The sequence below is a fragment of the Paenibacillus flagellatus genome, assembly GCF_003217775.1.
GTDB classification, from domain to species: Bacteria; Bacillota; Bacilli; order Paenibacillales; family NBRC-103111; genus Paenibacillus_AB; species Paenibacillus_AB flagellatus.
In genome coordinates this window covers 179,923-206,713 of record NZ_QJVJ01000005.1, presented here as the reverse complement: position 1 = coordinate 206,713, position 26,791 = coordinate 179,923, and the positions used below count along the sequence as shown (strand labels likewise).

Sequence of the window (26,791 nt, the reverse complement as noted above, 5' to 3'; positions counted from 1 at the left end):
TGGAAAAATATTAAAGATCGAGTAAAATAAAGTTAACTTTCGATGTACATAGGTAATAAGGCCTAAATCGGGTAGGAGAGGGGTTGGGATTATGAAGGATAAAATCATGGATCGCTGGAGCACCTACGAACCGTTTCACGTCGTCCTGGGCGATAAGAAAGTAGCCGACATCATCATTACGAATCATGCCCGATCCCGCTGGATCGATCGCGTGGAGAGCGAGAAGACCGGCTTCGAGGACATCTGCGCTTTTCTATGGGATCGATTGAAAAAAAACCAGATTCAGCCTTATTACAAAAACGAGAAGGACGTCTATGTCGTCGAAGACGATCTCGTCATGGTCGCCGAATTCGCCGTCCTCGACAACGAATTCGATATCGCCGGCAATCCGCTGCACAAGATGATTATCGTCACGTTTCTCGGACGGATGTCCGAGGTGATCGAATTGAGAGACTTGAAGTCTTATTATTCGTGGCTTCGCCACTCCCGCCGGATGACCTTGATCAAAAACAGCCGCAAACGCAAATGACTAGAAACCGAAACCGGGCAAGCGGGCGAACAGCCGCTTGCCTTTTTTTCTTGCCCGGAAGCGGCGACGGTACTCCGCCGCCGGCGATTGTTGCAAACGAAAGGGCGTTTCGCTACAGTAGTAAGGAAGCAGAAAGGGGCGGGAGACTTGGCGCTTAATTTTCATCAGCTGCATATCTTTTATACCGTCGCGGACAAGGGCAGTTTCTCGATGGCGGCGCAGGCGCTCCATATGACCCAGCCGGCGGTGACGATGCAGGTGCAGTCGCTCGAAGATTACTTCGGCACGAAGCTGTTCCAGCGCTCGACGAAAAAAATCGAGCTGACCGAAGCGGGACGGACGCTGCTGCCGTTCGCCAGGCGCAGCATCGACTTGATCAAGGAAACGGACGGCGCGATGGCGAAGTTTACGCACATGCTGGAGGGGCGTCTGCAGCTCGGCGCCAGCCTGACGATCGGCGAATATATATTGCCGCGGCTGCTCGGGCCGTTCCGCAAAGAATACCCGAGCATCTCCGTCAGCTTGAAAGTGATGAACACGACGCAAATTATGGAGGAAATATTCAACCACCAGCTGACGTTCGGCCTCGTCGAAGCGCCCGTCCATCATCCGGACGTCCGGACGGAAATCGTGCTCAACGACGAGCTGAAGCTGATCGTGCCGTCGGATCATCCGCTCGCCGACCGGGACGTCGTGACGATCGACGACGTGCTGGCGCACCCGTTCATTTTGCGGGAGCAGGGTTCGGGAACGCGGCAGGTGATGGAGCAGGAGCTGCAGCGGACGGGCATCGGGTCCGACCGGCTCAATATCGTCATGGAGCTCGGCAGCACCGGGGCGATCAAATCGGCGGTCGAGGCGGGCCTCGGCATTACGCTGCTGTCGCCAACGGCCGTACGCCACGAGACGGCGCTCGGCATTTTCAAGGTGAAGACGATCGAAGGGCTGACGTTCACCCGGCACTTTTATTCGATTTATTTGCAGGCGGCGCTGCTGCCGATTTCGGCGGTGACCTTTTTGACGTTTTTGCGGGAACGGGATTTGAACGCCTGGCTGTAACCGGGAGAGTCCTTTACGGAATCTTCATCCCGGCTTTACGCCCGCTTGACGGGCACGCGCTACGATAAGGGAAACGGGGAGGACCATCGACTTGAAGCAAACGTACGATTTGCATTCGCATACAACCGCATCGGACGGCACGAACGCGCCGGCGGTTAACGTCCGGTTGGCCAAGGAGGCCGGACTTCGCGGCTTGGCGATTACCGATCACGATACGGTGGCCGGCATCGCGGAGGCGGCGGCCGAAGGGGCGGCCATCGGCGTCGACGTCGTGCCCGGCGTCGAAATCAGCACGGTAGACGGCGGTCAAGACATTCACGTGCTCGGCTATTACGTCGATACGGAGGACGGCACGTTCCGCGAGCGGCTCGAGCAGCTGAGACGGACGCGCGACCGGCGCAACGAGATGATGGTGGCGAAGCTGACGGAGCTCGGCATGCCGGTCACGATGGACGACGTGATGGCGGCCGCGCGCAAAACGCCCGGCAAAGACGAGACGATCGGCCGGCCGCATATCGCGCAGGCGCTCATCGACAAAGGCTACGCAGCCGACATGACGGAGGCGTTCGACCGATATTTGGGGAAAACCGGGGCGGCCTACGTCAATCCGCCGCGCATCCGTCCGGAGGACGCGATTCAATGGATCCGCGAAGCGGGCGGCGCGCCCGTGCTGGCCCATCCCGGGCTGTACGGCGACGATGCGCTCGTGGAACGGCTGATCGCATTCGGGCTCGCCGGCATCGAGGCGTACCATTCCGACCATTCGCCCGAGGACGAGGCGCGATATGCGGCGATCGCCGAACGGCACGGGCTGATCGCGACGGCCGGCTCGGATTTCCACGGCTCCCGCGGCGGCGTCGTGTTTCATGCGCCGCTCGGCTCGCGCCGGGCGGACGCGGACGTCGTGGAACGGCTGAAAGCGGCGAGCCGGGCGAACGAAAGGAGCGGAGAGCGGACATGACGATACGCAAAGCGATTATTCCCGCTGCAGGGCTCGGCACCCGCTTCCTGCCGGCGACGAAGGCGCAGCCGAAAGAAATGCTGCCGATCGTCGACAAGCCGGCCATCCAATATATCGTGGAGGAAGCGATCGCATCCGGCATCGAGGACATTATCATCGTAACCGGCCGCAACAAGCGGGCGATCGAGGACCATTTCGACAAGTCGGTCGAGCTGGAGGCGACGCTCGAGGAGAAGGCGAATTCCGATCTGCTCCGGATCGTGCAGGACATCTCGAACATGGCCGACATCCATTACATTCGCCAAAAGCAGCCGCTCGGGCTCGGCCACGCCGTCTATTGCGCGAGGAAATTCATCGGCGACGAACCGTTCGCGGTGCTGCTCGGCGACGACATCATCGACTCCGACCCGCCCTGCCTGAAGCGGATGATCGAATTGTACGACCGGCATCGGACGTCCGTCATCGCCGTGCAGAACGTGCCGTGGGAAGACGTCAGCAAGTACGGCATCGTCTCCCCGGCCGAGCGGCTCGACGTGCCGGCGCCGGTGACGCGGATCGGCGATTTGGTCGAGAAGCCGGACCGGGAATCGGCGCCGTCGAACATGGCCGTCATCGGCCGGTACATTATCGAGCCGGACGTGTTCCGCATGCTCGAGCAGTGCAAGCCGGGCCGCGGCGGGGAAATTCAGCTGACCGACGCGCTGCGCATGCTGAACGCCGACAAGCCGATGATCGCTTATCCGATCGAAGGGAAGCGGTACGACATCGGCGACAAATTCGGCTACATCGAGGCGACGATCGAGTACGCCCTGAACCGGGACGATTTGCGGGATGACGTGAAGCGGTATTTGACGGCATTGGTCGACGGTTGGGGGACGCAGGCGGGAACGTAACGCGCGGTCAAATCGAGGCGGGAGCGTGATGGGGCTTGGTGAACGTGGCGGTCATCGGAACGGGATACGTCGGACTCGTAACGGGAGCTTGCTTGGCGGAGGCGGGCCATCGGGTCGTCTGCGCCGATCGGGACGAGGTGAAGATCGGACGGCTGCGCACAGGCGTCGTGCCGATATACGAACCGGGGCTCGAGGAGCTCGTCCGGGCGAACGCGGAAGCCGGACGGCTCCGGTTCGCCTCCGATGCGGCGGAGGCGGTGGCGTCGTCGGACGTCGTCCTGTTTGCCGTCGGCACTCCGCCGCTCGCGAACGGCGACGTCGATACCGGGCCGCTGTTCGAGGCGGTGGCCGAGGCGGCCGCGCATACGCGCACGCCCAAGCTGTTCGCCATCAAAAGCACGGTGCCGGTCGGCACGGCGCGCAAGGCGGAACGGCTCGTCGCCCGGGCGCTTCCGCGGCCCGTAAAGGTCGACGTCGTCTCGAACCCCGAGTTTTTGCGCGAAGGCTCGGCCATACGCGACACGTTCGAGGCCGACCGGATCGTGATCGGCTGCGCCGACCCGGAGGCCGGGGAGCGGCTGGCCGGGCTGTACGAACCGTTCGGCCGGCCGGTCCAGATGACCGACCGCGAAAGCGCCGAGCTGATCAAGTATGCGGCCAACGCGTTTCTCGCGGTCAAGATATCGTTCATTAACGAGGTGGCCAACGTCTGCGAGAAAGTGGGCGCCGACATTCGGTCCGTCGCGCGGGGCATCGGGGCGGACCGCCGCATCGGCCCCCATTTCTTGAACGCGGGCATCGGCTACGGGGGCTCCTGCTTTCCGAAAGATACGAAAGCGCAGCTGCGCATCGCCGAGAACGTCGAGTACGACTTCCAAATACTGCGCGCCGCCGTGCACGTCAACGCGATGCAGCGCATCCGGTTCGCCAACGCGGTCGAGCGGACGCTCGGCGGGTCGCTCGCCGGCAAGCGGGTCGCCGTGCTTGGCTTGGCGTTCAAGCCGCACACGGACGACGTGCGCGACGCGCCGGCGATCGACATCATCCGTCTGCTTCATGACAAGGGAGCGGACGTGCGAGCCTACGATCCCGTGGCGACGGCGAACGCGCGGCGGCATCTGCCGGACGTCGAGCTGTTCGACGAGCCGTACGGCGCGATCGCCGGCGCGGACGCGATCGTCGTGACGACGGAGTGGCCGCAGGTCGCCGCGCTCGATCTCGACCGCGTCAAGCGGCTCATGACCGCGCCGGTCGTGCTCGACGGGCGGCGTGCGTTCGAGCCGGAAGCGATGCGGGCGCGCGGCTTCCGCTACGTCGGGGTCGGCATCCCGGCCGAGCCGGCGAGCGGGACGTAACGAAAACGACGGCAAGGGGCTTCGCCGAAAGGAGCCTGCGGGAAGAGCGCATAGCCGCTCTTCTTTTTTTATCCGCCGCCGCCCGCGAAGACGGCCGTTCTTCCGCCGTTCCAAGGTGGCGGAGAATGTGCTGATGTCGCAATATCGGAGTATGGTTGTCACAAAATAGAACTAATCAACTGGGCGGAACTGTGGTATTTTGTAGAAGGTGTCGTATTTTTTCAGTCCAAACCGAAGGAGTGGATTCGCCGTGATTCGAGTGGCCATGTTAAGTTTCTGGCACGTTCATGCGAGAGATTACGCCAAACAAATTACCGAGCATCCCGAGACGGAAATCGTGGCGGTATGGGACGAGCAGCCCGAGCGCGGACGGAAGGAAGCGCAGGAACGGGGCGTCCGCTTCTACGAGTCGCTGGACGAGCTGCTCGCGCAGCCGGACATCGACGCCGTCGTCGTGGATACGCCTTCCGATATGCATCGCGACGTTATGGTGAAAGCGGCGAACGCCGGCAAACATATTTTCACGGAGAAGGTGCTGGCGATTACGCTCCGCGAGGCGAACGAAATCGTCGCCGCCGTCGACAAGGCGGGCGTCAAGCTGACGGTATCGCTTCCGCGTCTGAACGACAGCTACACGCTGGCGATTCAGGACGTGCTCCGGGAAGGGCTGCTCGGCGAGCTGACGCTCGTCCGGACGCGGCTTTCGCACAACGGCGCGACGGCGAACTGGCTGCCGGCGCACTTCTTCGACGCGAAGCAGACCGGAGGCGGCGCATTGATCGACCTCGGCTGCCATCCGATGTACTTGGCGCGCCTGTTCCTCGGCTTGCCGGAGAGCGTCACGGCCAGCTACGGGTATGTGACGGGCAAGGACGTCGAAGACAATGCGGTCGCCGTGCTCCGCTATCCGAACGGCGCGCTCGGCATCGTGGAAGCGGGCTTCGTCAACCGGTTCTCGCCGTTTACGGTGGAGCTTCACGGTACGGAAGGATCGCTGCTGTACGGAACGCCGGACAACCGGATCGTGCTGCGCACGTCCAAGCTCGGCGAGGAGGCGTCCAAATCGTGGACCGTGAAGGAGCAGCCGGACCCGCGTCCGTCCGCGATCCAGCAATGGGTGCGCCACATCGTCGACGGCACGGTCGCGGAAGAAAACATCGGTCTCGCGCTCGACTTGACGAAGCTGATGGAGGCGTCCAACTTGTCGGCGCGCCGCAATCAAGCGGTGAAGCTGAGCGAGCTGGCGCAGTAAGGACGAGGAGCATGGCGACGGATCGCACCGAACGGGGCGGCGGGGGAACGGAAGCGCCGCCGTCCAAACGCGCGGACAAACGGAACGCCTTCGACTTTTTGCAGGGACGGTACAACGAGCTGGAGCGTCACGATATCCGGTTCCGGTGGGGCGACTACGGCTTTCGCGTTCTCCGGTTCCATTGGACGACGTTCGCTCCTTCCAAGGTAATCGGCTTCCATCAGCACGACGAGTTCGAATTTCATTTCATCCCCCGCGGCAAAGGGATCGTCATTATGGACAATATCCGTCATCCGTTTCAAGAGGGGATGTTTTATTTGACCGGTCCCGGGGTCGAGCATTGCCAGGAAGCGGACGAACGGGAAGGGATGGATGAGCTGTGCCTCCATATCGACATCGTCAAGCTCCGTGAGGACGAGGACGAGGACGGCGGCGAAGAAGGCGGTTCGGACCGTGCCGTTCCGGCGTGGGGAGCCGATTCGGAGGCCGAGGAGGCGGAGGAATGCGTCCGTCTGCTGCGGGAGCTGCCGCGCAGACCGGAGGTCGACCGGTACAAGGCGATGGACGGGTTCATGACCGCCTTCCGCGCCTGGGCCGACAACGAGACGGGTTTGTACACGACGGTCAAGCAGTCGATCATCCAAATCCTGCTCCGTTCCGTGCGCGCCTACGGCGACAAGCAAACCGAGCCGGCGCTGCCGACGCGGGACATGAACGCGTACCGGATTCAGCTGGCGAGCCGGTTTATACAGGCGAATTCGACGAAGCCGATCGCCTTGGAGGACGTGGCGGAAAAGCTTCGCATCAGCGGACGGCAGCTGCAGCGCATTTTTCGCGATAACGGGCTGGGCTCGTTCAGCGACTACGTGGAGAAGGTGCGGCTCGGGCGGGTGTGCGAGGCGCTGCTCGATTCCGACGAGCCGATCGAGCGGATCGCGCTCGATCAAGGGTTTTCCAGCGCGAATTACTTGTACTACGTATTCAAGAAGCGGTTCGGCACGACCCCGGGCGCGTACCGGGATTCCAGGCGAAACGAGGCGAAACATTCGACATGACCGTATCGAAGACGATCCGGGTCGGCATTATCGGCAGCGGCGGCATCGCCCGCGCCCATGCTGCCGCCTACAAAACGATGGACCACGTGGAGATCGCGGCGGTGGCCGACGTCGTGCCGGGCAAGGCGCAGCAGTTTATCGACCGCGACGAGCTGAAGGACGCCCAACCGTTCGAAGACCACCGCGAGCTGCTCGCGCTCGATTTGGACGGGGTCAGCATCTGCACGCCGAACAAGGCGCACCACCGGACGGCGGTCGACGCGCTGGAGGCCGGCAAGCACGTCCTGCTCGAGAAGCCGATGTCCGTCACGCTCGACGAGGCGATCGACATGGTGCAGACGAGCAAGCGGACGGGCAGCATGCTGAGTATCGGCTTCCAGCCGCGCTACGACCCGAATATGGACATCGTCCGAAACATCGTGCAGTCCGGCCGGCTCGGCAGCGTCTATTACGTCGAGACCGGGGGCGGCCGGCGCCGCGGCATGCCGGGCGGCACGTTCATCTCCAAGGAGCTGGCGGGGGCCGGCGCGATGGCCGACATCGGCTGCTACTCGCTCGACATGGCGCTGAACGCGCTCGGCTATCCGAAGCCGCTCACCGTCAGCGCGTACACGTCCAACCTGTTCGGCACGAATCCGCGCTACCATCGCGAGGCGGAGCGGTTCGACGTCGAAGATTTCGGGGTGGCGCTCGTCCGGCTGGAGGGCGGCATCGCGCTCAACTTCAAGATCAGCTGGGCGATGCATATGGATACGCTCGGCGCGACGATGTTTCTCGGCTCCGAGGGCGGCCTGAAGGTGACGCCCGCCGGCGTCGGGCCGTGGAGCGGCGTATGGGACGGCAAGGTGGGCAGCATCACGCTGTTTCACGATCTGCTCGGCCATCATACGGAGAGCCCGATACCGGTCAAGGAGCATTCGATCAACCTGTTCCATGAGAAGGTGCGCGATTTCGTCGCGGCCATCCGCGAAGGGCGGGGCGCCCCGATCCCGGGCGAGCAAATTTTGTACAACCAGGCGATTATCGACGGCGTGCTGCGCTCCTCCGAGCTGAAGCGCGAGGTCGAGATCGCGCTGCCTTGACGGTTATCGCAGAGAGTCTTTCGAGCCGCGGCGACGCGGAGCGGAAGGCTCTTTTTCGCGTGCGTCCGTTTAAAAATGACCGGCAATAGTTTAAAACCGTCCCAGCCGTCGCCGGGTCGCCGTATGATAAAATGGGATGAGGGTGCCGCGTCCGTTATTATGGGTAGTAGGCGGCGTAGTCGAATGGTAAAATGGGGGAAAACACTCGTTGACGGGAGAGTGGCGCGATGGTTCGGGTACTTGTCGTCGATGACGAGAAAGAAATTCGCAACGGGCTCGTGCATCATATCCCTTGGTCCGAATGGGGCGTTCGGCACGTGGACGCCGCCGACGACGGCGACTCGGCGCTCGAGCTCGCGACGCGGCTCGGGCCCGAGCTGATCGTCACCGATATCCGCATGCCGCGCATGAGCGGGCTGGAGCTGATCGCCGGGCTGTCCCGGACCGGATATACGGGCGACGTAATCGTCATTAGCGGCTACGACGATTTTCATTTCGCCAAGGAGGCGTTCAAGCTGGGCGTCTCGGACTATTTGCTCAAGCCGATCAACAAGCAGGAGCTCGGCCGGGCCGTCGCGGCCGCACTCGAGAGGCGGCGGGAGCGGAGCGAACGGGACCGCGACGAGACGGTTCTTCGCCAAAGCCTCGTGCAAGTCATTCCGAAGCTTCGCGAAGAGACGATGCGGGAGCTGGTCGAACGGTCGTATCGCGAAGACGTCGGGGGACGGACGGAGCGGAAGCTGCGGCAGGCGGGGCTCGACTGGCTGGCGAAGGAGCCGCTGCGGCTGGCGGTATTCGGCATCGACAACTTGAAAGCGCTAACGGAAGGGAAGCCGCCCGGCGAAAAGGAGCTGGTGCTGTTCGCCGTCGGGAACGTTTTGGACCATTTGTTCAAGGAAGAGGTGCCCTTCTACGTCTTGTTCCGGTCCAGCCTTGACCATTGGGTGGCGGTATTCGGGGACCCGGCGGACGGGGACGGCCGTCCGGACGATTGGGCCGGCACGACGCTCGCGGCCGCCGAGCGGGCGGGGCAGTACGCCAAAGTCGGCGTAAGCGTCGGGATGGCGCCGGAGCCGGGGACGATGCAGCAGCTGTACCCGATGCACCGCCGGGCCGTCGAATCGCTTGACTACCATAAGATTTATAAAGGCATCGCGGCAAGCGAGGAGCATACGGATTATTTGGAGAAAAACGGGGAGCTCGTGCTGGCCAGCCCGAAGCAGCTGACCGAGCTGCTTCTGTACGGAACGGAGCGCGATATCCGCGCGGCGATGGAGCATTACCCGAACTGGGCGAAAAGCCGGGACGTCCACGATCCGAAAGATTTGCAGCAGCTTACGTTCGAATGGCTGCTCGAGACGTTCCGTACGGCGCAGAAGCTGGGCTGGAAGGAGACGTCGTGGGAAAAAAATCCGATCGCGATCTGGGAGCAGCTCGAACGGTTCGATACGCTCGAATCGCTCCAGCGGGAAGCGACCGCAAGGCTGCTGCAGGCGTCCGAAAGCATGCAGGAGCAGCTGGCGCCGCGCAGCCAGATCGTTCATGCGGCGGAACGGTGGATCGAGCGGAATTACGGCGACATGCTGACGCTCCAGACGGTGGCCGATCAAGTGCACGTGACGCCCGTCTGGCTGAGCAAGCTGTTCAAGAAAGAAACGGGCATGAGCTTCCTCGAGTACGTGACCGGCGTCCGGCTGCGGAAGGCGACGGAGCTGTTGATGGATTTGAACTTGAAGGTGTATCAGATCAGCTACCTTGTCGGGTACCAGGACCCCGTTCATTTCTCCCGGCTGTTCAAGAAGAAGTACGGCTGTACGCCGCACGAATACCGCAACAAGCGGGGCAACCATCTTGAATAGCCGGCTGCGCGACTGGAGCCGGTTTTCGATCCGTCATCAAGTGCTGCTTCTGTTCTTCGTCGTGATCGTCCTGCCGTTCGTCTTCATCGGGTATTTCGCCTACACGAAATCGGTGGAAGCGATCGAGAACGTCAGCTCCGTCGTATCGCTCGACATGATCGACAAAAACGGCAAGACGCTCGACAACTATTTGAATCTCGTCGGCTCGGCCCAAAACGAGCTGATGTTTTCGTCGGAAATCCAGGAGCTGCTCAGTCAGGAGCCGAAGACGAAGGTGGAGGAGATGGAGTTCGCCCTTCGTCTCATCCAGCTGACGAATTCGCTCAGCAGCAACCCGCACGCCTATTCGATCCGCCTGTTTCCGATCGAGCCTTCGCGGTTCCCGACGTTTACCGAATCGATCTATAACGGGATCGACATCGAGAACGAGCCGTGGTTCCGGCAGGCGAAAGAAACGAGGTCGCCGTTTTGGCAGCTGTTTCTGCCGCGGGACACGCCGACGATTCCGGCCGAGCCGGTCATTTCGAAAATCAAACGGCTGTACAGTCTCGGACAAGCCGACATTCGCGGCATCGTCGCCGCCGACATCAAGGTAAGCACGCTCGGGGACTATCTCGCTCCGGTGAAGATGCTGCCCAACCAGCAGGTGATGCTGCTCGACGAGAACGGTGCGATCGCGTATCACCAAGATGCGTCGCGGCTCGGGACCCGCGTCAAATCGTCGAACCTGACAAGGCTGCTGGCCGGCAGCGTCCGCGGCTCGGAGACGATCGAGCTGGAAGGCGTGAAGCACATGGTCACGTTCACGACGCTCGGCAGCAACGGCTGGAAGCTGGTCAGCCTCGTTCCGCTGTCGGTGCTGACTCAGCCGGTTTCGGGCATCGAGCGGATCAGCGTCCTGTTTCTCCTGTTTTACTTCCTGATCTCCGTCTTCACGGTCGTCTACATCACGGTTCGATTCACGAACCCGATCCAGCGGCTCGTCCGGTCGATGAGTAAAGTGGAGCGGGGCGATTTCCCGTCGCCGGGCTTGCCGCAGGCGCGCCGCCAGGACGAGATCGGCTGGCTGTACCGCGGATTCGATACGATGGTCCGGCGGATCGATCGGCTGGTGCAAAACGCGGAAAAAGCGGCCAAAGACAAAAAAGAGCTGGAGTTCCAGGTGCTGACGCATCAGATCAACCCGCACTTCCTGTACAACACGCTCGAAGCGATCCGCTGGAAGGCGGAAAGCCGCGGCGCCGACGACATCAGCGAGATGGTAAGCTCGCTCGGCAATTTGCTCCGCCTCAGCTTGAACGACGGGAAGGAGCTGACGACCGTGGAGCGGGAAATCGAGCACGTCCGGCAGTACGTCAACATCGAGATCGCCCGCCAGGCGGTGCCGATCCGGGTCGTCTACGGGGTGGACGCGGACATCGCCGGACTCCCGTTTCTGCGTCTGCTCATCCAGCCGCTTGTGGAAAACGCGATCAAGCACGGCATCCGCAGCCGGACCGACGGCTCGGGCATCAAAATCGTCATTCGCGGCGAATGGAAGGACGGGATGGTACGGTTCGAAATCAGCGACAACGGACCGGGCATTCCCGAGCCGGTACGAGCCCGGCTGTTGAGCCCCGGCGCTCCCGATTCGGGGGAACGGAGCGGCGTCGGGCTGCGCAACGTGCACGCGCGGCTGAACCTTTACTTCGGCGAACCGTACGGCCTCCGCATCCCGGAGAGAGACGGGGCGGGTGCGACGATCGAGCTGCTGCACCCGGTGCTGGCGACCGAGCCGAACCGTACGGAATAACGGAGCGGCGGCCGGTCGTTCGCTGGGATGCGGAAAACCGGTTCGGCGCTGTCGCGCGGCGACTTCGCGAAGCTCGGCTTCTCGGCTAGCCGGCTGTCCGAAGGCTTAAAACCGAACGTCCCGCCTGGACGGACGACATCAAGAAGCCGTAATCGGCGGAACTTTGCAAAACGGACCGCGAGCTGACGAAAAAAAGGGCCGTTCCCATACGCCGGGAACGGCCCTTCGTGCGCCCGCAGCGCTATTTCACCAAAACCGGCATCGCCTTGACCGCCTCTTCGTCGGGCGTCACGTACAGCGTCTTCTGCCGCTCGTAGATGACGAAGCCGGGCTTCGCTCCGCTCGGCTTGCGCACGTGGCGGATGAGCGTATAGTCGACGGGCACCTGGCTCGACGATTTCGCCTGGCTGTAGTAGGCGGCGAGCATCGCCGCCTCGTGCAGCGTCCGCTCGCCGAATTCGCCGGCGCGGATGACGACGTGCGAGCCCGGAATGTCTTTCGTATGGAGCCACGTATCGTTCGGCTGAGCGAGCCGGTTCGTCAAATATTCGTTTTGCACGTTGTTTTTGCCGACATAGATCGGGATCCCTTCGCCGGACGTATAACACGTCAGCGCCGGCTTGTCCGGCTTTTTCTTCTTCGCGCCTTTCCGTCCCCCGCGATCGCGAAGATAGCCCTGCTCGACGAGCTCGTCGCGAATCCCTTCGATGTCGCCGAGCGACGCCCGTTCCAGCTGGGCGAGCAGCGTGTCCAAGTAGACGATTTCCGCCTGCGCGGACTCGATCTGCTCGCCGACGACCGACAAGCTGTTGCGCAGCTTCGCGTATTTCTTGAAGTACCGTTGGGCGTTTTCCGACGGCGTCAGCAGCGGATCGAGCTCGATGCGGATCTTTTTCTGCTCCTCGTCGTAATAGTCGATCACCTCGATCGACTTGTCGCCTTTTTGCGCCTCGTGCAGCGAGGCCGTGAGCAGCGCGCCCAGCTTGCGGAACCGGTCGGCGTCCTTCGCTTCCTCGATCGTTTCGCGCAGCTTGTCGAGCTTCTTCCCGTTTTTGTTCCGCTCGTTCTGCAAAAAACGGAGCAGGTCCGACGCGCGCTGCTTGACCGCGTCGCGCTCCGCCTTGTCCCCGTAGTACGCCTCCAGGCAGGCGCTGACCGTGTCGAACCGGCGGGATTCTCCCCGCACGTGCGTCAGCGCGATGACGGAGAAGTGCGACTTGCCGCCCGCGGCTTCCTCCGCGATGACCGGCTCGAACCGGTGCGCGGCCACCGCCTCCATCACGCCGCGGAACGCGCGCCATACCGCGGCCAAGTCCGCCTCCTCCGCGGTGGCGCCTTCCGCGCCGCCTCGATAGGCGATTTCGCGCGCCGCGAGCGGGCCGATGCCGCTGAACCGGTCGACGATGCGCTGGCGCACGAGGCCGGAGCCTTCCTCCTCCGCGGGGCGCATCGCTTCCCGAAACGCTTCCTCCGAGACGATGTCGAGCGGATTCGTCTTGCCCTGCTCGGGCGGCGCCGTGTACGCGCTTCCCGGCATGACGATCCGGTACGCGCTGATCGCGGGCGTCACGTGGTGAATGCCGTCCAGCACCGTCCCCGATTTCGGGTCGACGAGAATGATATTGCTGTGCCGCCCCATAATTTCGACGACGATCCGCTTCGCGCTCACGTCGCCGATTTCGTCCCGCTGCCTCAAGTCGATCCGGATGATGCGCTCGAGCCCGACCTGCGTCACCGATTCGATGACCGCGCCTTCGCAATGTTTGCGCAGCAGCATGCAGAACATCGGAGCCTCGGTCGGATTGACGAACGGCGCCTCCGTGAAATGAACGCGGGGGTACGTCGGGTTCGCCGACAGCAGCAGCTTCCGGTTGTGACCCTGCGCCCGGATTTGGAGCACGATGTCGTGCCCGGAGGGCTGATAAATTTTATGAATGCGGCCGCCTTCGCACGTCGCAAGCTCGGCTGCGACGGCTCGGGTGACGAGACCGTCCAACGACATAGAGCAACACCCCTTTATCGAGTCGAAAAAAAGAATCCTTCCCTATCATGCCATAAACGGGGGTGCCGAACAAATCCGTTCCCCGTCCGGCTGTCGGCGGGTTATCGAAAAATCGCGGGCGAGCGGACGGGCGTTGGGATATTTTTCGGTTTGTCCGAATACATTTACCGTGAGTAGAGCGTGTACGACGAGCGCTTCGGGAGGGGAAGAGTGCGTGGAACAGAACAAGTGGTATCAGATGGAAACGGAGGAAACGGCCCGGGTGCTGAACGTCGTTCCGGCCCGGGGGCTGTCCTGGGAGGAGGCGAAGGAGAGGCGGAGCCGTCACGGGGACAACGAGCTGACGGAGAAGCGGAACGTTTCGCTGATCGCGTTGTTTTTGAACCAGTTCAAAGATTTCATGGTGCTCGTGCTGATGGCGGCGACGCTCGTCTCCGGCCTTCTCGGCGAATATTTGGACGCGATCACGATCGTCGCGATCATCGTCATGAACGGCATACTCGGGTTCATCCAGGAGTTTCGGGCGGAGCGCTCGCTGCGGGCGCTGAAGGAGCTGTCCGCTCCGTCCGCCAAGGTGCTGCGAGACGGGACGCTCGCGCAAATTCCGGCGAAGGAGCTCGTGCCCGGCGATGTCGTGCTCATCGAGAGCGGAGACCGGATTCCCGCCGACGTCCGGTGGATCGAGACGAACAGCCTGTACGTGGAGGAGTCGGCGCTGACCGGCGAATCGGTGCCGGTCGGCAAACATACGGAGGCGCTCGGCGGCGGCGACGTGCCGCTCGGCGATCAGAAAAACGTCGGCTTCATGGGGACGATGGCGACCCGGGGCACGGCGAAAGGCATCGTCGTGCGGACCGGCATGGATACCGAGATGGGCAAAATCGCCGACTTGATCCAAAACACCGAAACGATGGAGACGCCGCTGCAGCACCGTCTCGAGCAGCTCGGCAAAGTGCTGATCGCGGTGGCGATCGGGCTGACGATCATGGTCGTCGTCGCCGGCATCCTGCACGGCCAGCCGCCGTACGCGATGTTCCTGGCCGGCGTCAGTCTCGCGGTGGCGGCGATCCCCGAAGGGCTGCCCGCGATCGTGACGATCGCGCTGGCGCTCGGCGTGCAGCGGATGATCAAGCGGAAGGCGATCGTCCGCAAGCTGCCGTCGGTCGAGACGCTCGGCTGCGCGTCCGTCATCTGCTCGGACAAAACGGGAACGCTCACGCAAAACAAAATGACCGTCACCCACGTCTGGCTCGGCGGCGACGTGCTCGAGGTGACGGGGGACGGCTACGAGCCGTCCGGTCAAATTTTGTCCGGCGGCCAGCTCGTCGATTTGCGGCAAAACCAGATGCTGCGCCGGCTGCTGCAAATCGGCGTGCTGTGCAACAACGCCCATCTCCACGAGGAATTCCCGGACCAGAAGCGGAAGTCGTCGAAAGGTCCGGTGAAGCCGGTCTATTCGATCAAGGGCGATCCGACGGAAGGCGCGCTCGTCGTCCTGGGCGCCAAAGCCGGCATTACCCGGCATTCGCTCGAAGGGCTGTACGAACGGAAGGGCGAGCTGCCGTTCGATTCCGACCGGAAGCGGATGTCGGTGCTGCTCCAGCATCAGGGCGGCCGGCTGCTGTACACGAAGGGAGCGCCCGACGTCGTGCTCGAGAAGTGCGCTTACGTGCTGTGGGAAGGGAAAGTGATCCCGTTCACGCCGACGCTCAAGCAGAAGGTGCTCGCCGCGAACGAAGGAATGGCCCGCTCGGCGCTGCGCGTGCTCGGTCTCGCCTACAAGGAGCTGAAGCCGACGGACCGCGAGGATACGCCTCATACGCTTGAAAGCCAGCTCGTCTTCGTCGGCTTGGCCGGAATGATCGATCCGCCGCGCAAAGAAGTGCGCGACGCGATCGTCACCTGCAGGCGGGCGGGCATCAAGACGGTCATGATCACCGGCGACCATCAGGCGACGGCGGAGGCGATCGCGCGCCAGCTCGGCATGCTGCCGCCGAACGGGCTGTCGATGAACGGCCAGCAGCTGGCGGCGATCTCCGACGACGAGCTGGACGAGCGCGTCGATCAAGTGTACGTTTACGCACGCGTCTCGCCCGAACACAAGCTTCGCATCGTCAAGTCGCTGCAGCGCAAAGGCCACGTCGTGGCGATGACCGGCGACGGCGTGAACGACGCGCCCGCAATCAAGGCGGCCGACATCGGCATCGCGATGGGCATTACCGGCACCGACGTGACGAAGGAAGCGTCCGCGCTCGTCCTAAGCGACGACAACTTCGCCTCGATCGTATCGGCGATCGAGGAAGGGCGGGGCATCTATGAGAACATCCGGAAATTTATCCGCTACCTGCTCGCCTCGAACGTCGGGGAGATCATGACGATGTTCCTCGCGATGATGATGGGCTTGCCGCTGCCGCTCGTGCCGATCCAAATTTTGTGGGTCAACCTGGTGACGGACGGCTTGCCCGCGATGGCGCTCGGCGTCGATCAGGCGGAGAAAGATTTGATGCAGCAAAAGCCGCGTCCGGCGAAGGAAAACATTTTCGCCCGCCGGCTGGGCTGGAAAATCGTCAGCCGCGGCCTGTTGATCGGCTTGTGCACGCTCGCGGCGTTTTGGCTGACGCTGCAGGAAAACCCGGACAGCGCCGAGGGGCTCGTCAAGGCGCAGACGGTCGCATTCGCCACGCTCGTCATGGCGCAGCTCATCCACGTGTTCGACTGCCGCAGCTCGCGCTCGATTTTTCATCGCAATCCGCTGCAGAACAAATATTTGGTGCTGGCCGTTCTTTCCTCGGTGGCGCTTCTGCTCGGCGTTCTGTACGTCGAGTCGCTTCAGCCGATCTTCAAGACGGTGCCGCTCGGCGTCAAGGAGTGGGTCGTCACGCTCGTCTTCGCCGGCATTCCGACGTTCCTGATGGGGTTCGGCAGCGTTATGACGACGCAGCGCCGCAAGCGCCGGAAGCTCGTCTCCGGCTACGGCTCCAAGCCGGTTGTCCGATGACCGGCGACGGCCGCCGCCGCGGTCGAATGCGCCGGGTCCGTACAGGGCCCGGCTTTCGGCGTGTCCGGGCTTTGTCGGAAACTATATTTCCGGACGCGACAGGAGTTCGTCCTTCCGATCAGAATTTACTAGGGGAGAACATGCGACGGAGGGCGAACGATCATGAGATTCAAAACGAAGCTATACGCCGGGTTCGGCATCGTGCTGGCGATGCTCCTGCTGCTGTCGGGCCTGGGGTCCGTGCTGCTCGGCGATATGAACGGCACGATGAAACGGATCGTCAACGACAATTTCGTCGGCGTGAAGCTCGTCACGTCCATACGGGGGGAAGTCAATACGATCGGCCGGGAGCTGAACGCCCTGCTGCTGAACTTGGACACGGCCGGCATCCAGTCGCACAAGCAGCCGATTCTGGAAAGCCGCAGCCGGATCGAGCGATATTGGGAGCAGTTGTTGTCGCTAAGCACGGCGCCCGGCGATACCGAGGCGCTCGCCCGTTTAAGCGCCTACTACGTCGAATACAGCCGCGGAGTGGACCGGCTTATCCAGCTGGCGGAGGACGGCAACCGGAGCGGCGCCTTGACCGCCTATTACGACTCCGTCCAGCCGACCAGCACGGCGCTGTTCGAGACGATCCGCACGTTCAGCGCCGTTTACGAAGACGATATGGAGAAGGCGATCGCTTCGTACGAAAGCGTTTACCGGTCGACGCTGTACATGCTGACCGGCTTCGTCGTCCTGCTCGTCGCCATCTCCGCGTCCGTCGCCGGCTGGGTGCTGCGCAGCGTCGGGGGAAGCCTCGGGGAGGTGGCGAACGTCATGAAGGGCGTCACGTTCGACGATACGAGCCGGCTGCCCCGCATCGAGGTGCGGGTTGACGACGAGATCGGCAATATCGCGCGGGCGTATAATCAAATGGCCGCCGCGCTCGAGAAGCATGCGCTGGACGTTCTGCATTACCAGGCGAAGCTGGAGGACTACGCCAGGCACAAGGCGAGGCTGGCCGACATGTCCGCGAAGCTTCAAGGCGTCCATGACGTCTATGCGCTGGGCAGCCTGTTCGTCAACGAAATCGCGCCGATGGCGGGGGCCGGGTACGCGGTGCTGTACCAGGTCGACTCCGAGGATGGCGTCGCCTCCGGCATGAATAAGCTGGCCGCCTATGCGGACGACGGGGAGGACGTCGGAAGCGGGGAGGCGAAGCCGGGAGTCGGGCTCGTCGCCCAATGCGCCCGGGAGAACAAACGGATCCTGCTCGATCGCGTGCCGGGCAGCCATATCCGGGTCCGCTCCGGACTCGGCTCGTCGGAGCCGGCTCATCTTCTTCTTCTCCCGGTATCGTTCGAAGGGAAGGCGATCGCCGTGCTGGAGCTCGCTTCGTTCTCCCCGTTCGATCCGTCCAAGCTCGACATGCTCGAGGAAATGAACGCGCTGCTCGGCACCGCGCTCGACAGCGTGTCGGCCTACGCGAAAATTCGCAAGCTGCTGACCGAGTCGCAGCTGTTCTCCGAGGAGCTGCAGGCGCAGTCGGAAGAGCTGCAGCTTCAGCAGGAGGAGCTGCGGGCGCTCAACGAGCAGCTGGAGGTGCAGTACAAGCACGCCGACCGCAAAAACAAGGAGCTGGAGCTGGTGCGGCAGGCGCTCGAGGAAACGAACCGGCGAGTCGTCCAAAGCTCCCGCTACAAAACCGAGTTTTTGGCCAACGTCTCGCACGAGCTGCGGACGCCGCTCAACAGCCTGCTGCTGCTCGCCCAGCTGCTCGCCGAGAACAAGGAAGGAAACTTGACGCCGAAGCAGAAAGAATATGTCAGGACGATTTACGGATCGGGGGCCGATCTGCTGAACCGGATCAACGACATCCTCGATTTGTCGAAAATCGAGGCGGGCAAAATGGAGCTCGTCCGGGAAACCGTTACGCCGGCCGGCTTGGCCGATTTCGCGAAAAGCCGGTTTTGGGCGCTCGCGTCGCGCAAAGGACTCGAATTCCGGATCGACGTCCGGGCGGGGGAGGAGAACGCCGTCATCGAGACGGACGTCCGGAAGCTGGAGCAGATTGTCGGCAATTTGCTGTCCAACGCGATCAAGTTTACGGAAAGCGGAACCGTGACGTTATCGATCGGAATCGAGCCCGCATCGCCGGAACCGCCGGCCGGAGGCGGGGAGTCCCCACGCGGCGGGACGCTGCGCGTGACGGTGGCCGATACCGGAATCGGCGTGCCGGCGGAGAAGCGGGACGCGATCTTCGAGCCGTTCCGTCAAGCGGACGGCACGACGAGCCGCAAATACGGAGGCACCGGACTCGGGCTGTCGATCAGCCGGGAGCTGGTCGTCCTGCTCGGCGGGACGATTGCGCTGGAAAGCGAGGAAGGGAAAGGAAGCGCGTTTACGGTTGCCGTGCCGCTTATGACGGGCGCCACGGATGAGGCCGAAGCAATCGGGACCGATGCCCGTTATGAAAGCGCGGCTGCGGCGGAGACGAGCCGAAGCGGCGCCGATGCGGCCGACGCGGCCGAGCGGCTGAGCGGCCGGAAAATCTTGCTCGTCGACGACGACATGCGCAACATTTTCGCGCTGACAGGCGTGCTCGAATCGTTCGGGACGAACGTCATTTTCGCCGAAAACGGACTCGAGGCGCTCGAGCTGCTCGAACGGAACACCGATACGGACCTCGTGCTGATGGACATCATGATGCCGAAGATGGACGGCTACGAGGCGATTCGCACGATCCGCGCAAGCGACGCCCCCTACCGCCAATTGCCGATCATCGCGCTGACGGCGAAGGCGATGAAGCACGACAAGGAGAAGTGCATCGAGGCCGGCGCCAACGACTACATCAGCAAGCCGATCCAATTCGATCAGCTCGTCTCGCTGCTGAAAGTGTGGCTGCACCGATGAGCCGCCTTTCCCCCAACCCGGACCGCCGCGAGGAGCAGGAGGCGCTGGAACGGATCGAGGTGTCGCTCCTGCTCGAAGGGGTGTATCGCCATTACGGTCACGATTTCCGCAATTACACGTATTCGTCCATCCGCCGGAGAATTTGGAACCGCGTGCGCGCGGAGCGGCTCCCGACCATATCCGCGCTGCAGGCCAAAGTGCTCCACGATCCGGCCGCCATGGAACGGCTGCTCGCCGACTTTTCGATCGGCGTGACGGAAATGTTTCGGGACCCGACGTTCTTCCTCGCCCTCCGCCATAAGGTCGTTCCGCTGCTGCGCGCGCTGCCGTTCGTCCGCATCTGGCACGCCGGCTGCTCGACGGGGGAGGAGGTCGTGTCGATGGCGATTTTGCTTCACGAGGAGGGGCTGTACCGGAAAGCCCGCCTATACGCCACCGACATGAACGCGGCGGCGCTCGGCCAAGCGGAGGGCGGACGCTTCCCGCTCGAGAGGATGCAGCAGTACACGAAAAACTATTTGCTGTCCGGCGGACGGCGGGCGTTCTCGGAATATTACACGGTATTGGGAGAGCGGGCGGCGTTCCATCCGTTTTTGGCGGAAAACCTCGTCTATTCCCAGCATAACCTCGCGACCGATCACTCGTTCAACGAATTTCATCTGATCGTCTGCCGCAACGTGCTCATCTACTTCGACGACGTCATGCAGCGTCGCGTGCTGGAGCTGTTCCGGTCGAGCCTGGTGCCGGAGGGCATGCTCGGGCTCGGGCGGAAGGAAAGTCTCCCGAGAGAGCTGCAGGAGGGAGCGTTCGAGACGATCGACGGGCAAGAGAAACTATACCGGAAGTGTGATCCGACCGGAAGGGATCGAACCGAATGATCAAACTATTGGCGGTAGACGACCGCCCGGAAAATTTGCTGGCGCTCGAAGGGGTGCTCGCCTCGCCCCAATACGAGGTCGTCTCGCTCCGATCGGGTGAAGACGCGCTTCGCTACTTGCTGCTCGAGGACGTCAGCGATTTGGCGGTCATCTTGATGGACGTGCAGATGCCGGGCTTGAACGGCTTCGAGACGGTCAAGCTGATCAAGCAGCGGGAGCGGTGCCGGGAAATTCCGGTCATCTTCCTGACCGCGATCAGCACGTCGACGGAGCACGTGCGGCAGGGCTACGACGCGGGGTCGATCGATTACTTGTTCAAGCCGATCGATCCGGATTTGCTGCGGCTCAAGGTGGATGCATTCGCGAAGCTGCACCGGTACCACCGGCAAATTATCGAGCAGGGAGACATGCTGCGCCGGCGGGCGCTCGAGCTGGAGCAGTCGAACCGGCGGTTCGCGGAGGCCGACGCGCTGCTGAAGCTGCAGAACGAGCGGCTCGAATCGATGGTCGAGGAGCGGACGCTCGAGCTGCGCGAGACGAACGAGAAGCTGCGCAGGTCGCAGGAGCGGTTTCGCAAAATGTTCATGTCCAATCCGTGCCTCATGGCGATCCGCCGGCTGTCGGACATGGCCTGCATCGACGTGAACGAAAGCTGGCTGCGCATGACGGGATTCGGGCCGGATACGATGCCGGCTCCTTCCGAGGCGCTGCGGTTCGCTTCCGATGCGCCGGATGAAGCCGTCCGATGCGGAGAGCGCACGGTGCGCAACGCGAAGATCAAGTACGCGACGAGGTCGAACGAATGGCGGGACGGCTTGCTCTCGACGGAGCTGATCGAGCTGGACGGGGAGAAATGCTTGCTCGAAGTCGTCGTCGACGTGACCGAGAACGTCCGCTTCGAGAAGGAAATGTCGCGGCTCGCCGAGCTGAACCTGATCGGGGAGATGGCGGCCGGCATCGCGCACGAAATCCGCAATCCGATGACGACGATACGCGGGTTTTTGCAATTGTCGCAAAGTTCTCCGGGACGGATGGAGAAGGAGCACGTCGACATGATGCTCGAGGAGCTCGACCGGGCGAACGGCATCATTACCGAATATTTGTCGCTGGCCAAAAACAAGCAGACGGTCATGGTGCCGCGGCCGCTGAACCGGCTTGTCGAATCGCTGCTGCCGCTTATTCACGCGGAAGCGATGGTGTCCGGCAAGCACGTCCAGATCGAGTACGGCGAATGTCCCGACATCCCTCTCGACGAGAAGGAAATTCGCCAGCTCGTGTTGAACATGACGTTGAACGGACTCGAGTCGATGTCCCCCGGCGGGGTGCTGCGCATCCGGACCGGTACGGACGACGGCGAGGTCGTCTTGACGATCGCGGACCAAGGGCACGGCATCCGCGAGGACGACCTGGAGAAGCTCGGGCGCCCGTTTTTTACGACGAAGGAGAACGGAACCGGCCTCGGGCTCGCCGTCTGCTACAGCATCGCCGCCCGTCACGGGGCGACGATTCGCGTGACCAGCGGACCGGAGGGGACGACGTTCGACATCCGGTTTCCGCTGCCCATCCGTTGAAGGATGCGTTCCGCGCATTCCGTTTGCCGCCATCCGACTGGAAAGGAATCGATGACTTTATGACGAAGCCCGATTATATCGTTCGACCAGCGACCATTGAGGATACGGACCGGCTCGCCGAGCTGTTCGACGCGTACCGCGTTTTTTACGGCAAACCGTCCGATGCGGAAGGGGCCCGGCAGTTTTTGCGAGAAAGGATGACGATGAGGGATTCGATCGTATTCGCCGCCGAACGGGAGGCGGAGGGGAGGCTCGTCGGCTTCGCGCAGCTGTATCCGACGTATTCGTCGATTTCCATGAAGCGGGCGCTGATCCTGAACGATCTGTACGTGGCGGAACAATGCCGCGGAGGCGGCGTCGCCACGGCGCTGCTCGATCGCGCGAAGAAGTACGCGCTCGCGATCGGGGCCAAGGGGATCGGCCTGGAGACGGGGGCAGACAACGTGCGCGCGCAGCGGCTTTACGAGAACAACGGCTACGTGCGCGATACGTCGTTTTACCATTACGAGTGGACCGCGAAGCCGGAAGCGTGACCGCCGCTACATGCGGGCTTTCATCGTTTTCAAATATTCCGAAGGCGACATGCCGGTCGCTTTCTTGAACTGGCGGGAGAAGTAATGGATGCTGGAGAAGCCGAGCCGTTCGGCGATTTCCGTCACGTTGCTCGTCTCCTCGCGGATGTACGTCTTGGCGCGCTCGATGCGCAGCCGCCCGACGTACTCCGCGACGCCGCAGCCGGTATGCTCGCGGAAGACGGCGCGCAGCTGCGTCCGGCTCAAGGCGAATTCGGCGCACAGCTCGTCGACGGAAGGGTTCTCCGGCAAATGGGCGTCCAAATAGTCGAGGATGCGCTTCACGAGCTCGCGCTGCTCGTTCTCCTTCGTGATCGGCGTCAGCTTCACCTTCGCCGGGGCTGTCCGGTTCAGGCGGATGAGCCGGATGAAGAGCATTTCCAAATACATTTTGATCAGCTGCTCCGCGCCGAATTCGGGCTTTTCCTTGCGGGTGAGCGGATGCTTCGGCCGACGGTCCCCGGACAGCCGGCTCGGAATCGCCACCGGCATTGCGAACAGCTTGTTCCCTTCCTCGATCAGCAGGGAGAGCAGCCGCCGTTCCTCGTCGCCAAGCCGCACCGTCTTGTGGGTGAAGAAGCGCATCGCCTCCGACTTGCAGTCGAACGAGACGATGAAGATGTTCGGAGGCGTCTTCCGGTTGCACCGCAAGCTGTGGAACTCGTTCGGGGAGTAGAACACCATGTCGCCCTGCTTCAAATGAAACGTGGCGAACTCGGTCGTAATTTCCACCTCGCCCTTGTCCACGTACAAAAATTCCCAGAAGTTGTGCCGCTCGCCGTCGTAGACGAAATCCTTCAACAGCTCGTTGTAATGAAACGAATAAATTTTGTCGATCGACAGCTGCTCCTTGAGCTTGATGTGCCGGTATCGTCGGTTCACGGGCGCCCCGTCCTTTTGCTGAAATCGCTTACACCGCTATCGTAAGACGGCTCTCCGGATCTGTCAACAAAGGGCGAACCGATTTTCGAAAGTGCAACTTTTGCGTCGTTTTTGCCAAAGATTTTCGCCTCCTTCCGCCGTTATGATTACGGGGAGAAAACGTTTTCCAGTCAAGGAAGGAGAGAGACGCTATGAGTAACATTCGTACGGCCGTAGTCGGACTGAACATGGGGCTGGACCACGCCCACGCCTACAAGATGGCGGAACGGTCGGAGCTCGCTTGGGTGGTCGATCTGGACGAAAGCAAGGCGGCTCGCGTCGCCGAGCAGCTCGGCTGCCGCTACGCGACCGATTGGACGGCGATTCTCGACGACGTCGACGCGGTCAGCCTGTGCACGCCCCACCATCTGCACGCGCCTCAGGCGCTGACGGCGATCGCCGCGGGCAAGCACGTGCTGCTCGAGAAGCCGCTCGCCAATTCGGAGCGGGACTGCCTCGACGTGATCGAAGCGGCGGAGCGGAACGGCGTGACGCTGATGCTCGCTTTCGTCGTCCGCTATTTGCCCGCGATTCGGAAGCTGAAGGAAGCGATCGACAGCGGCCGCTACGGCGTGCCGATCAGCGCCCAAGGGTGGGTCGAGGCGTTCCTCGAGCCGATGCCCGGCACCTGGTTCGCAAGCAAGGAGAAGCTCGGCGGCGGCGTCCTGTTCAGCCACGGCTGCCATTACATCGACATATTGCTGTACCTGCTCGGCGAGCCGGCGCGCGTATCGCATTTCGGCACGCGGGTCGGCACGGACTGGATGGAGGGCGAGGGGACGTCACACGGCATCATCGAGTTCAAGAGCGGCGCGCTCGCGCATTTGATCAGCAGCTGGGGGCTGAAGTATAAAAAGACTCCGGCGAGGTATCAAATTCATTTGACCGAAGGGATGCTGCAGCTGAACAACGACATGTGGACGGTGGAGGCGGTGACGAAGGACGGGACGGAGACGCTGTACCAACGTCCGCCGGAATACCCGGCGCGGCCGGGACAAAACGTGCTGTTCGAAATCGAGCATTTTCTGGACTGCATCGCCACCGGGAACCGGCCGGAGACGGACGGCCGCGAAATTCTAAAGTCGCACCGGACGATTTGGGCGATGTACGGCAGCCCGGGCGTCCCCGTCCGCTTGTGACGGAGCCGAATACGAGGAGGGTGAAACCGATGACGATCAAAGTAGGCATTATCGGCTGCGGGCTGATGGGGTCGCTGCATGCGCGCACGCTGCATGCGCTGCCCGGTGTGAAGGTGACGGCCGTCTACAACCGGACGCGCGACAAAGCGGAGGCGCTCGCCGCCGAAGTCGGGGCGACCGTGTACGACTCGTTCGAATCGCTGCTGGAGCAGGACGTGGACGCCGTCTGGGTGGCGACGCCGGATCACCTCCACGTCGACGCGTCGAAGGCGGTTCTGGCGGCGGGCAAGCATCTGTTTCTGGAGAAAGCGCTCGCCACGTCGGTCGCCGACGGCGCCGAGATCGTGGCGGCCGGAGCGAAGCGTCCCGATCTGAAGGCGATGGTCGGCTACCCGCTGCGGTTTGCGCCCGTTTATCGGGCGATGAAAGAGACCGTATCGATGGACGGAGCCGGCAAGCCGATCCAGGCGTGGTCGATGCGGACGCACTTTCTCGATCCGAACCAGCGGGTGTACGACAAGTACCGCGACCATTACTACGATACGCCGAGCTGGTATTTCGATGACGCGACGGCGAAAGGGCCGATTTTCTCCCACGGCTCGCACGATTACGATCTGCTCATGTGGATGTGCGGCGAAGTCGAATCGGTGTTCGCCTACGGCGGCACGTACTTGCTTCCTCCCGGAAGCGTCGCCGACGCGTTCACGGTATCGCTCCGCTTCGCGAACGGCGGCATCGGGCAAGTGAGCACGCCGTGGGTGACCCGCGTCGAGTACGACATGACAGGGGTGGCGACGGAGAAGCTGACGGCCGTCAACAACAACGGCCAGCTGCTCGTGAAGGACGACGAAGGCCCGGAACGGCGGACGTCGTTTGCGGACAACGACATGTGGGTGCGGCTGAACGGCCATTTCATCGAGTGCATCCGCGACGGCAGGCGGCCGCTCATCTCGCTCGAGGACGGCCTGCGCGTCATCGCGGTATCCGAGGCGGCGTACCGCTCGCTGAAGGAACGGCGCGAGGTGGCGGTCGACTATACGGCGGTTCGCGATGCGGCGCGCGCCGGGGGCGGGGGGCAAGCATGAAGCCGACCGTCAAGCTGGCCTGCATGACTTGGATTTATACGAAGCATCCGTTCGAGCTCGCGCTCGAGCGAATCGCCGGCGCCGGCTACCGGTACGTCTCGTTCGGCCTGCCCCACGAAGGCAAGCCGGCGTTCGACGATGCCGGGGAAGGGGAGGCCGAACGGATCGCCGGCCTGCTCGACCGGCACGGCCTGAAGCCGGTGTCGCTCGTCAGCACGGACGTTTTTCATCCGAACGCGCCGATCGAGCGGGTGATCCGGCGGCTCGATTTCGCCAAGGCGATCGGGGCGGAGGAGCTGCTGTCGCTCGGCACGACGAGCTATCGGCGATTTCCGTCCGAGCCGATTCCCGCCGACGAAATGAAGCCGCTGAACGACGCGTTCGCGGCGAAATATCGCGCCATCGGCGAAGAGGCGGGCAAGCGCGGGCTCGTCGTCTCGATCAAGCCGCATACGGGCAATACGGCGACGGCGCGGGTCATCGCCGACACGCTCGAAGCGATCGGCTCCCCGCACGTGCTCGCCAGCTACGATCCCGGCAACGTCCGCTATTACGAAGGCGTCGACCCGTCTGGCGACTTGCCGGCGATCGCCGCGAAGACGGTATCGCTCGTGGCGAAAGACCATCGCGGTGCGCGGGCGAACGACGATTTCCCGATCCCGGGCGAAGGCGACGTCGACTTCGCGTCCATCTTCGCGACGCTGCATGCGGCGGGCTTCGCCGGGCCGGTCATCGTGGAGCGGCTGGACGGCGCGCACGGGGAGTTCGGCGCGGGCGTCGCCGTCGGCGCGCTCGACGAGCGGATCGCGGCGGCGCGCGTCCGGCTCGAGCGGCTGTTGGCCGCCGCCGGATACGCGGTATGACGGGTGACGGGCTGCAAGCCGAAACCGAAA

General features: G+C 62.8%; 20 protein-coding genes. 18 read left to right on the top strand and 2 right to left on the bottom strand.

The annotated features are described in order from the left end of the window. The first annotated feature begins 91 nt into the window (after positions 1-91). The 10 genes from DLM86_RS13010 to DLM86_RS12965 all read left to right on the top strand — a co-directional run bounded on the left by DLM86_RS13010 (position 92) and on the right by DLM86_RS12965 (position 11,837). Positions 92-529, top strand: a complete 438-nt coding sequence (locus DLM86_RS13010) for a hypothetical protein (RefSeq protein WP_110840445.1) — start codon at positions 92-94, stop codon at positions 527-529. A 147-nt stretch (positions 530-676) separates the two neighbouring features. Further along, positions 677-1,588 carry a selenium metabolism-associated LysR family transcriptional regulator gene (locus tag DLM86_RS13005; RefSeq protein ID WP_110840444.1) on the top strand — a complete coding sequence of 304 codons (912 nt, stop codon included), beginning with the start codon at positions 677-679 and terminating at the stop codon, positions 1,586-1,588. 91 nt (positions 1,589-1,679) lie between these two features. Then, positions 1,680-2,549: a PHP domain-containing protein gene (locus tag DLM86_RS13000; RefSeq protein WP_110840443.1), complete on the top strand. Its 870-nt coding sequence runs from the start codon at positions 1,680-1,682 to the stop codon at positions 2,547-2,549. Then, entirely contained in the window at positions 2,546-3,442 is an 897-nt protein-coding gene (galU, locus tag DLM86_RS12995; protein WP_110840442.1) for a UTP--glucose-1-phosphate uridylyltransferase GalU, read from the top strand. Before DLM86_RS13000 ends, galU begins: the two co-directional genes overlap by 4 nt. A 35-nt stretch (positions 3,443-3,477) precedes the next feature. Then, positions 3,478-4,797 (top strand): UDP-glucose dehydrogenase family protein, encoded by a 1,320-nt coding sequence (locus DLM86_RS12990; protein ID WP_110840441.1) that lies wholly within the window; start codon positions 3,478-3,480, stop codon positions 4,795-4,797. 250 nt (positions 4,798-5,047) lie between these two features. After that, positions 5,048-6,049, top strand: a complete 1,002-nt coding sequence (locus tag DLM86_RS12985; RefSeq protein WP_110840440.1) for a Gfo/Idh/MocA family protein — start codon at positions 5,048-5,050, stop codon at positions 6,047-6,049. Positions 6,050-6,060: 11 nt separating this feature from the next. Further along, on the top strand, positions 6,061-7,104 hold the full coding sequence (locus DLM86_RS12980; protein ID WP_110840439.1) for an AraC family transcriptional regulator: 1,044 nt from the start codon (positions 6,061-6,063) through the stop codon (positions 7,102-7,104). Then, entirely contained in the window at positions 7,101-8,186 is a 1,086-nt protein-coding gene (locus DLM86_RS12975) for a Gfo/Idh/MocA family protein (RefSeq protein WP_110840438.1), read from the top strand. Before DLM86_RS12980 ends, DLM86_RS12975 begins: the two co-directional genes overlap by 4 nt. 227 nt (positions 8,187-8,413) lie before the next feature. Continuing rightward, positions 8,414-10,045 carry a response regulator transcription factor gene (locus tag DLM86_RS12970; protein WP_110840437.1) on the top strand — a complete coding sequence of 544 codons (1,632 nt, stop codon included), beginning with the start codon at positions 8,414-8,416 and terminating at the stop codon, positions 10,043-10,045. Next, a complete protein-coding gene (locus tag DLM86_RS12965) occupies positions 10,038-11,837 on the top strand; it encodes a cache domain-containing sensor histidine kinase (protein WP_110840436.1) in 1,800 nt (599 codons plus the stop codon). The genes DLM86_RS12970 and DLM86_RS12965 overlap by 8 nt, the downstream gene beginning before the upstream one ends. Positions 11,838-12,078: 241 nt before the next feature. Here DLM86_RS12965 and DLM86_RS12960 read toward each other — a convergent pair whose 3' ends face one another. Next, positions 12,079-13,839: an Rqc2 family fibronectin-binding protein gene (locus DLM86_RS12960; RefSeq protein ID WP_110840435.1), complete on the bottom strand. Its 1,761-nt coding sequence runs from the start codon at positions 13,837-13,839 to the stop codon at positions 12,079-12,081. A 214-nt stretch (positions 13,840-14,053) separates the two neighbouring features. Between DLM86_RS12960 and DLM86_RS12955 the strand changes: the two genes are divergently transcribed. The 5 genes from DLM86_RS12955 to DLM86_RS12935 all read left to right on the top strand — a co-directional run bounded on the left by DLM86_RS12955 (position 14,054) and on the right by DLM86_RS12935 (position 22,714). Beyond that, complete coding sequence (locus DLM86_RS12955; protein ID WP_245954570.1) at positions 14,054-16,837, top strand: calcium-translocating P-type ATPase, SERCA-type; 2,784 nt, start codon at positions 14,054-14,056, stop codon at positions 16,835-16,837. Between the two features lie 162 nt (positions 16,838-16,999). Then, positions 17,000-19,732 (top strand): response regulator, encoded by a 2,733-nt coding sequence (locus DLM86_RS12950; RefSeq protein WP_110840434.1) that lies wholly within the window; start codon positions 17,000-17,002, stop codon positions 19,730-19,732. After that, positions 19,729-20,610, top strand: a complete 882-nt coding sequence (locus tag DLM86_RS12945) for a CheR family methyltransferase (RefSeq protein WP_110840433.1) — start codon at positions 19,729-19,731, stop codon at positions 20,608-20,610. The genes DLM86_RS12950 and DLM86_RS12945 overlap by 4 nt, the downstream gene beginning before the upstream one ends. Then, positions 20,607-22,181 carry an ATP-binding protein gene (locus DLM86_RS12940; protein ID WP_110840432.1) on the top strand — a complete coding sequence of 525 codons (1,575 nt, stop codon included), beginning with the start codon at positions 20,607-20,609 and terminating at the stop codon, positions 22,179-22,181. The genes DLM86_RS12945 and DLM86_RS12940 overlap by 4 nt, the downstream gene beginning before the upstream one ends. Before the next feature lie 59 nt (positions 22,182-22,240). After that, positions 22,241-22,714: a GNAT family N-acetyltransferase gene (locus DLM86_RS12935; protein WP_110840431.1), complete on the top strand. Its 474-nt coding sequence runs from the start codon at positions 22,241-22,243 to the stop codon at positions 22,712-22,714. A gap of 6 nt (positions 22,715-22,720) precedes the next feature. On the opposite strand, the gene DLM86_RS12930 is transcribed toward DLM86_RS12935, so the two are convergent. Next, on the bottom strand, positions 22,721-23,635 hold the full coding sequence (locus DLM86_RS12930) for an AraC family transcriptional regulator (RefSeq protein ID WP_110840430.1): 915 nt from the start codon (positions 23,633-23,635) through the stop codon (positions 22,721-22,723). Between the two features lie 191 nt (positions 23,636-23,826). On the opposite strand from DLM86_RS12930, the gene DLM86_RS12925 reads away from it, so the two are divergent. The 3 genes from DLM86_RS12925 to DLM86_RS12915 are packed head-to-tail and all read left to right on the top strand — an operon-like array spanning position 23,827 to position 26,761. Next, a complete protein-coding gene (locus DLM86_RS12925; RefSeq protein ID WP_110840429.1) occupies positions 23,827-24,813 on the top strand; it encodes a Gfo/Idh/MocA family protein in 987 nt (328 codons plus the stop codon). A gap of 29 nt (positions 24,814-24,842) precedes the next feature. Continuing rightward, positions 24,843-25,898 (top strand): Gfo/Idh/MocA family protein, encoded by a 1,056-nt coding sequence (locus tag DLM86_RS12920; protein ID WP_110840428.1) that lies wholly within the window; start codon positions 24,843-24,845, stop codon positions 25,896-25,898. Further along, on the top strand, positions 25,895-26,761 hold the full coding sequence (locus DLM86_RS12915) for a sugar phosphate isomerase/epimerase family protein (RefSeq protein WP_110840427.1): 867 nt from the start codon (positions 25,895-25,897) through the stop codon (positions 26,759-26,761). The genes DLM86_RS12920 and DLM86_RS12915 overlap by 4 nt, the downstream gene beginning before the upstream one ends. Positions 26,762-26,791: the final 30 nt, after the last annotated feature.

Bases quoted from the DNA above. Each gene is read 5' to 3' on its own strand.
- DLM86_RS13010 (WP_110840445.1), top strand. From the start codon at position 92: ATGAAGGATAAAATCATGGATCGCTGGAGCACCTACGAACCGTTTCAC.
- DLM86_RS12935 (WP_110840431.1), top strand. From the start codon at position 22,241: ATGACGAAGCCCGATTATATCGTTCGACCAGCGACCATTGAGGATACG.
- DLM86_RS12925 (WP_110840429.1), top strand. From the start codon at position 23,827: ATGAGTAACATTCGTACGGCCGTAGTCGGACTGAACATGGGGCTGGAC.
- DLM86_RS12950 (WP_110840434.1), top strand. From the start codon at position 17,000: ATGAGATTCAAAACGAAGCTATACGCCGGGTTCGGCATCGTGCTGGCG.
- DLM86_RS12980 (WP_110840439.1), top strand. From the start codon at position 6,061: ATGGCGACGGATCGCACCGAACGGGGCGGCGGGGGAACGGAAGCGCCG.
- DLM86_RS12970 (WP_110840437.1), top strand. From the start codon at position 8,414: ATGGTTCGGGTACTTGTCGTCGATGACGAGAAAGAAATTCGCAACGGG.
- DLM86_RS12945 (WP_110840433.1), top strand. From the start codon at position 19,729: ATGAGCCGCCTTTCCCCCAACCCGGACCGCCGCGAGGAGCAGGAGGCG.
- DLM86_RS12975 (WP_110840438.1), top strand. From the start codon at position 7,101: ATGACCGTATCGAAGACGATCCGGGTCGGCATTATCGGCAGCGGCGGC.
- DLM86_RS12960 (WP_110840435.1), bottom strand. From the start codon at position 13,839: ATGTCGTTGGACGGTCTCGTCACCCGAGCCGTCGCAGCCGAGCTTGCG.
- galU (WP_110840442.1), top strand. From the start codon at position 2,546: ATGACGATACGCAAAGCGATTATTCCCGCTGCAGGGCTCGGCACCCGC.
- DLM86_RS12940 (WP_110840432.1), top strand. From the start codon at position 20,607: ATGATCAAACTATTGGCGGTAGACGACCGCCCGGAAAATTTGCTGGCG.
- DLM86_RS12915 (WP_110840427.1), top strand. From the start codon at position 25,895: ATGAAGCCGACCGTCAAGCTGGCCTGCATGACTTGGATTTATACGAAG.
- DLM86_RS12920 (WP_110840428.1), top strand. From the start codon at position 24,843: ATGACGATCAAAGTAGGCATTATCGGCTGCGGGCTGATGGGGTCGCTG.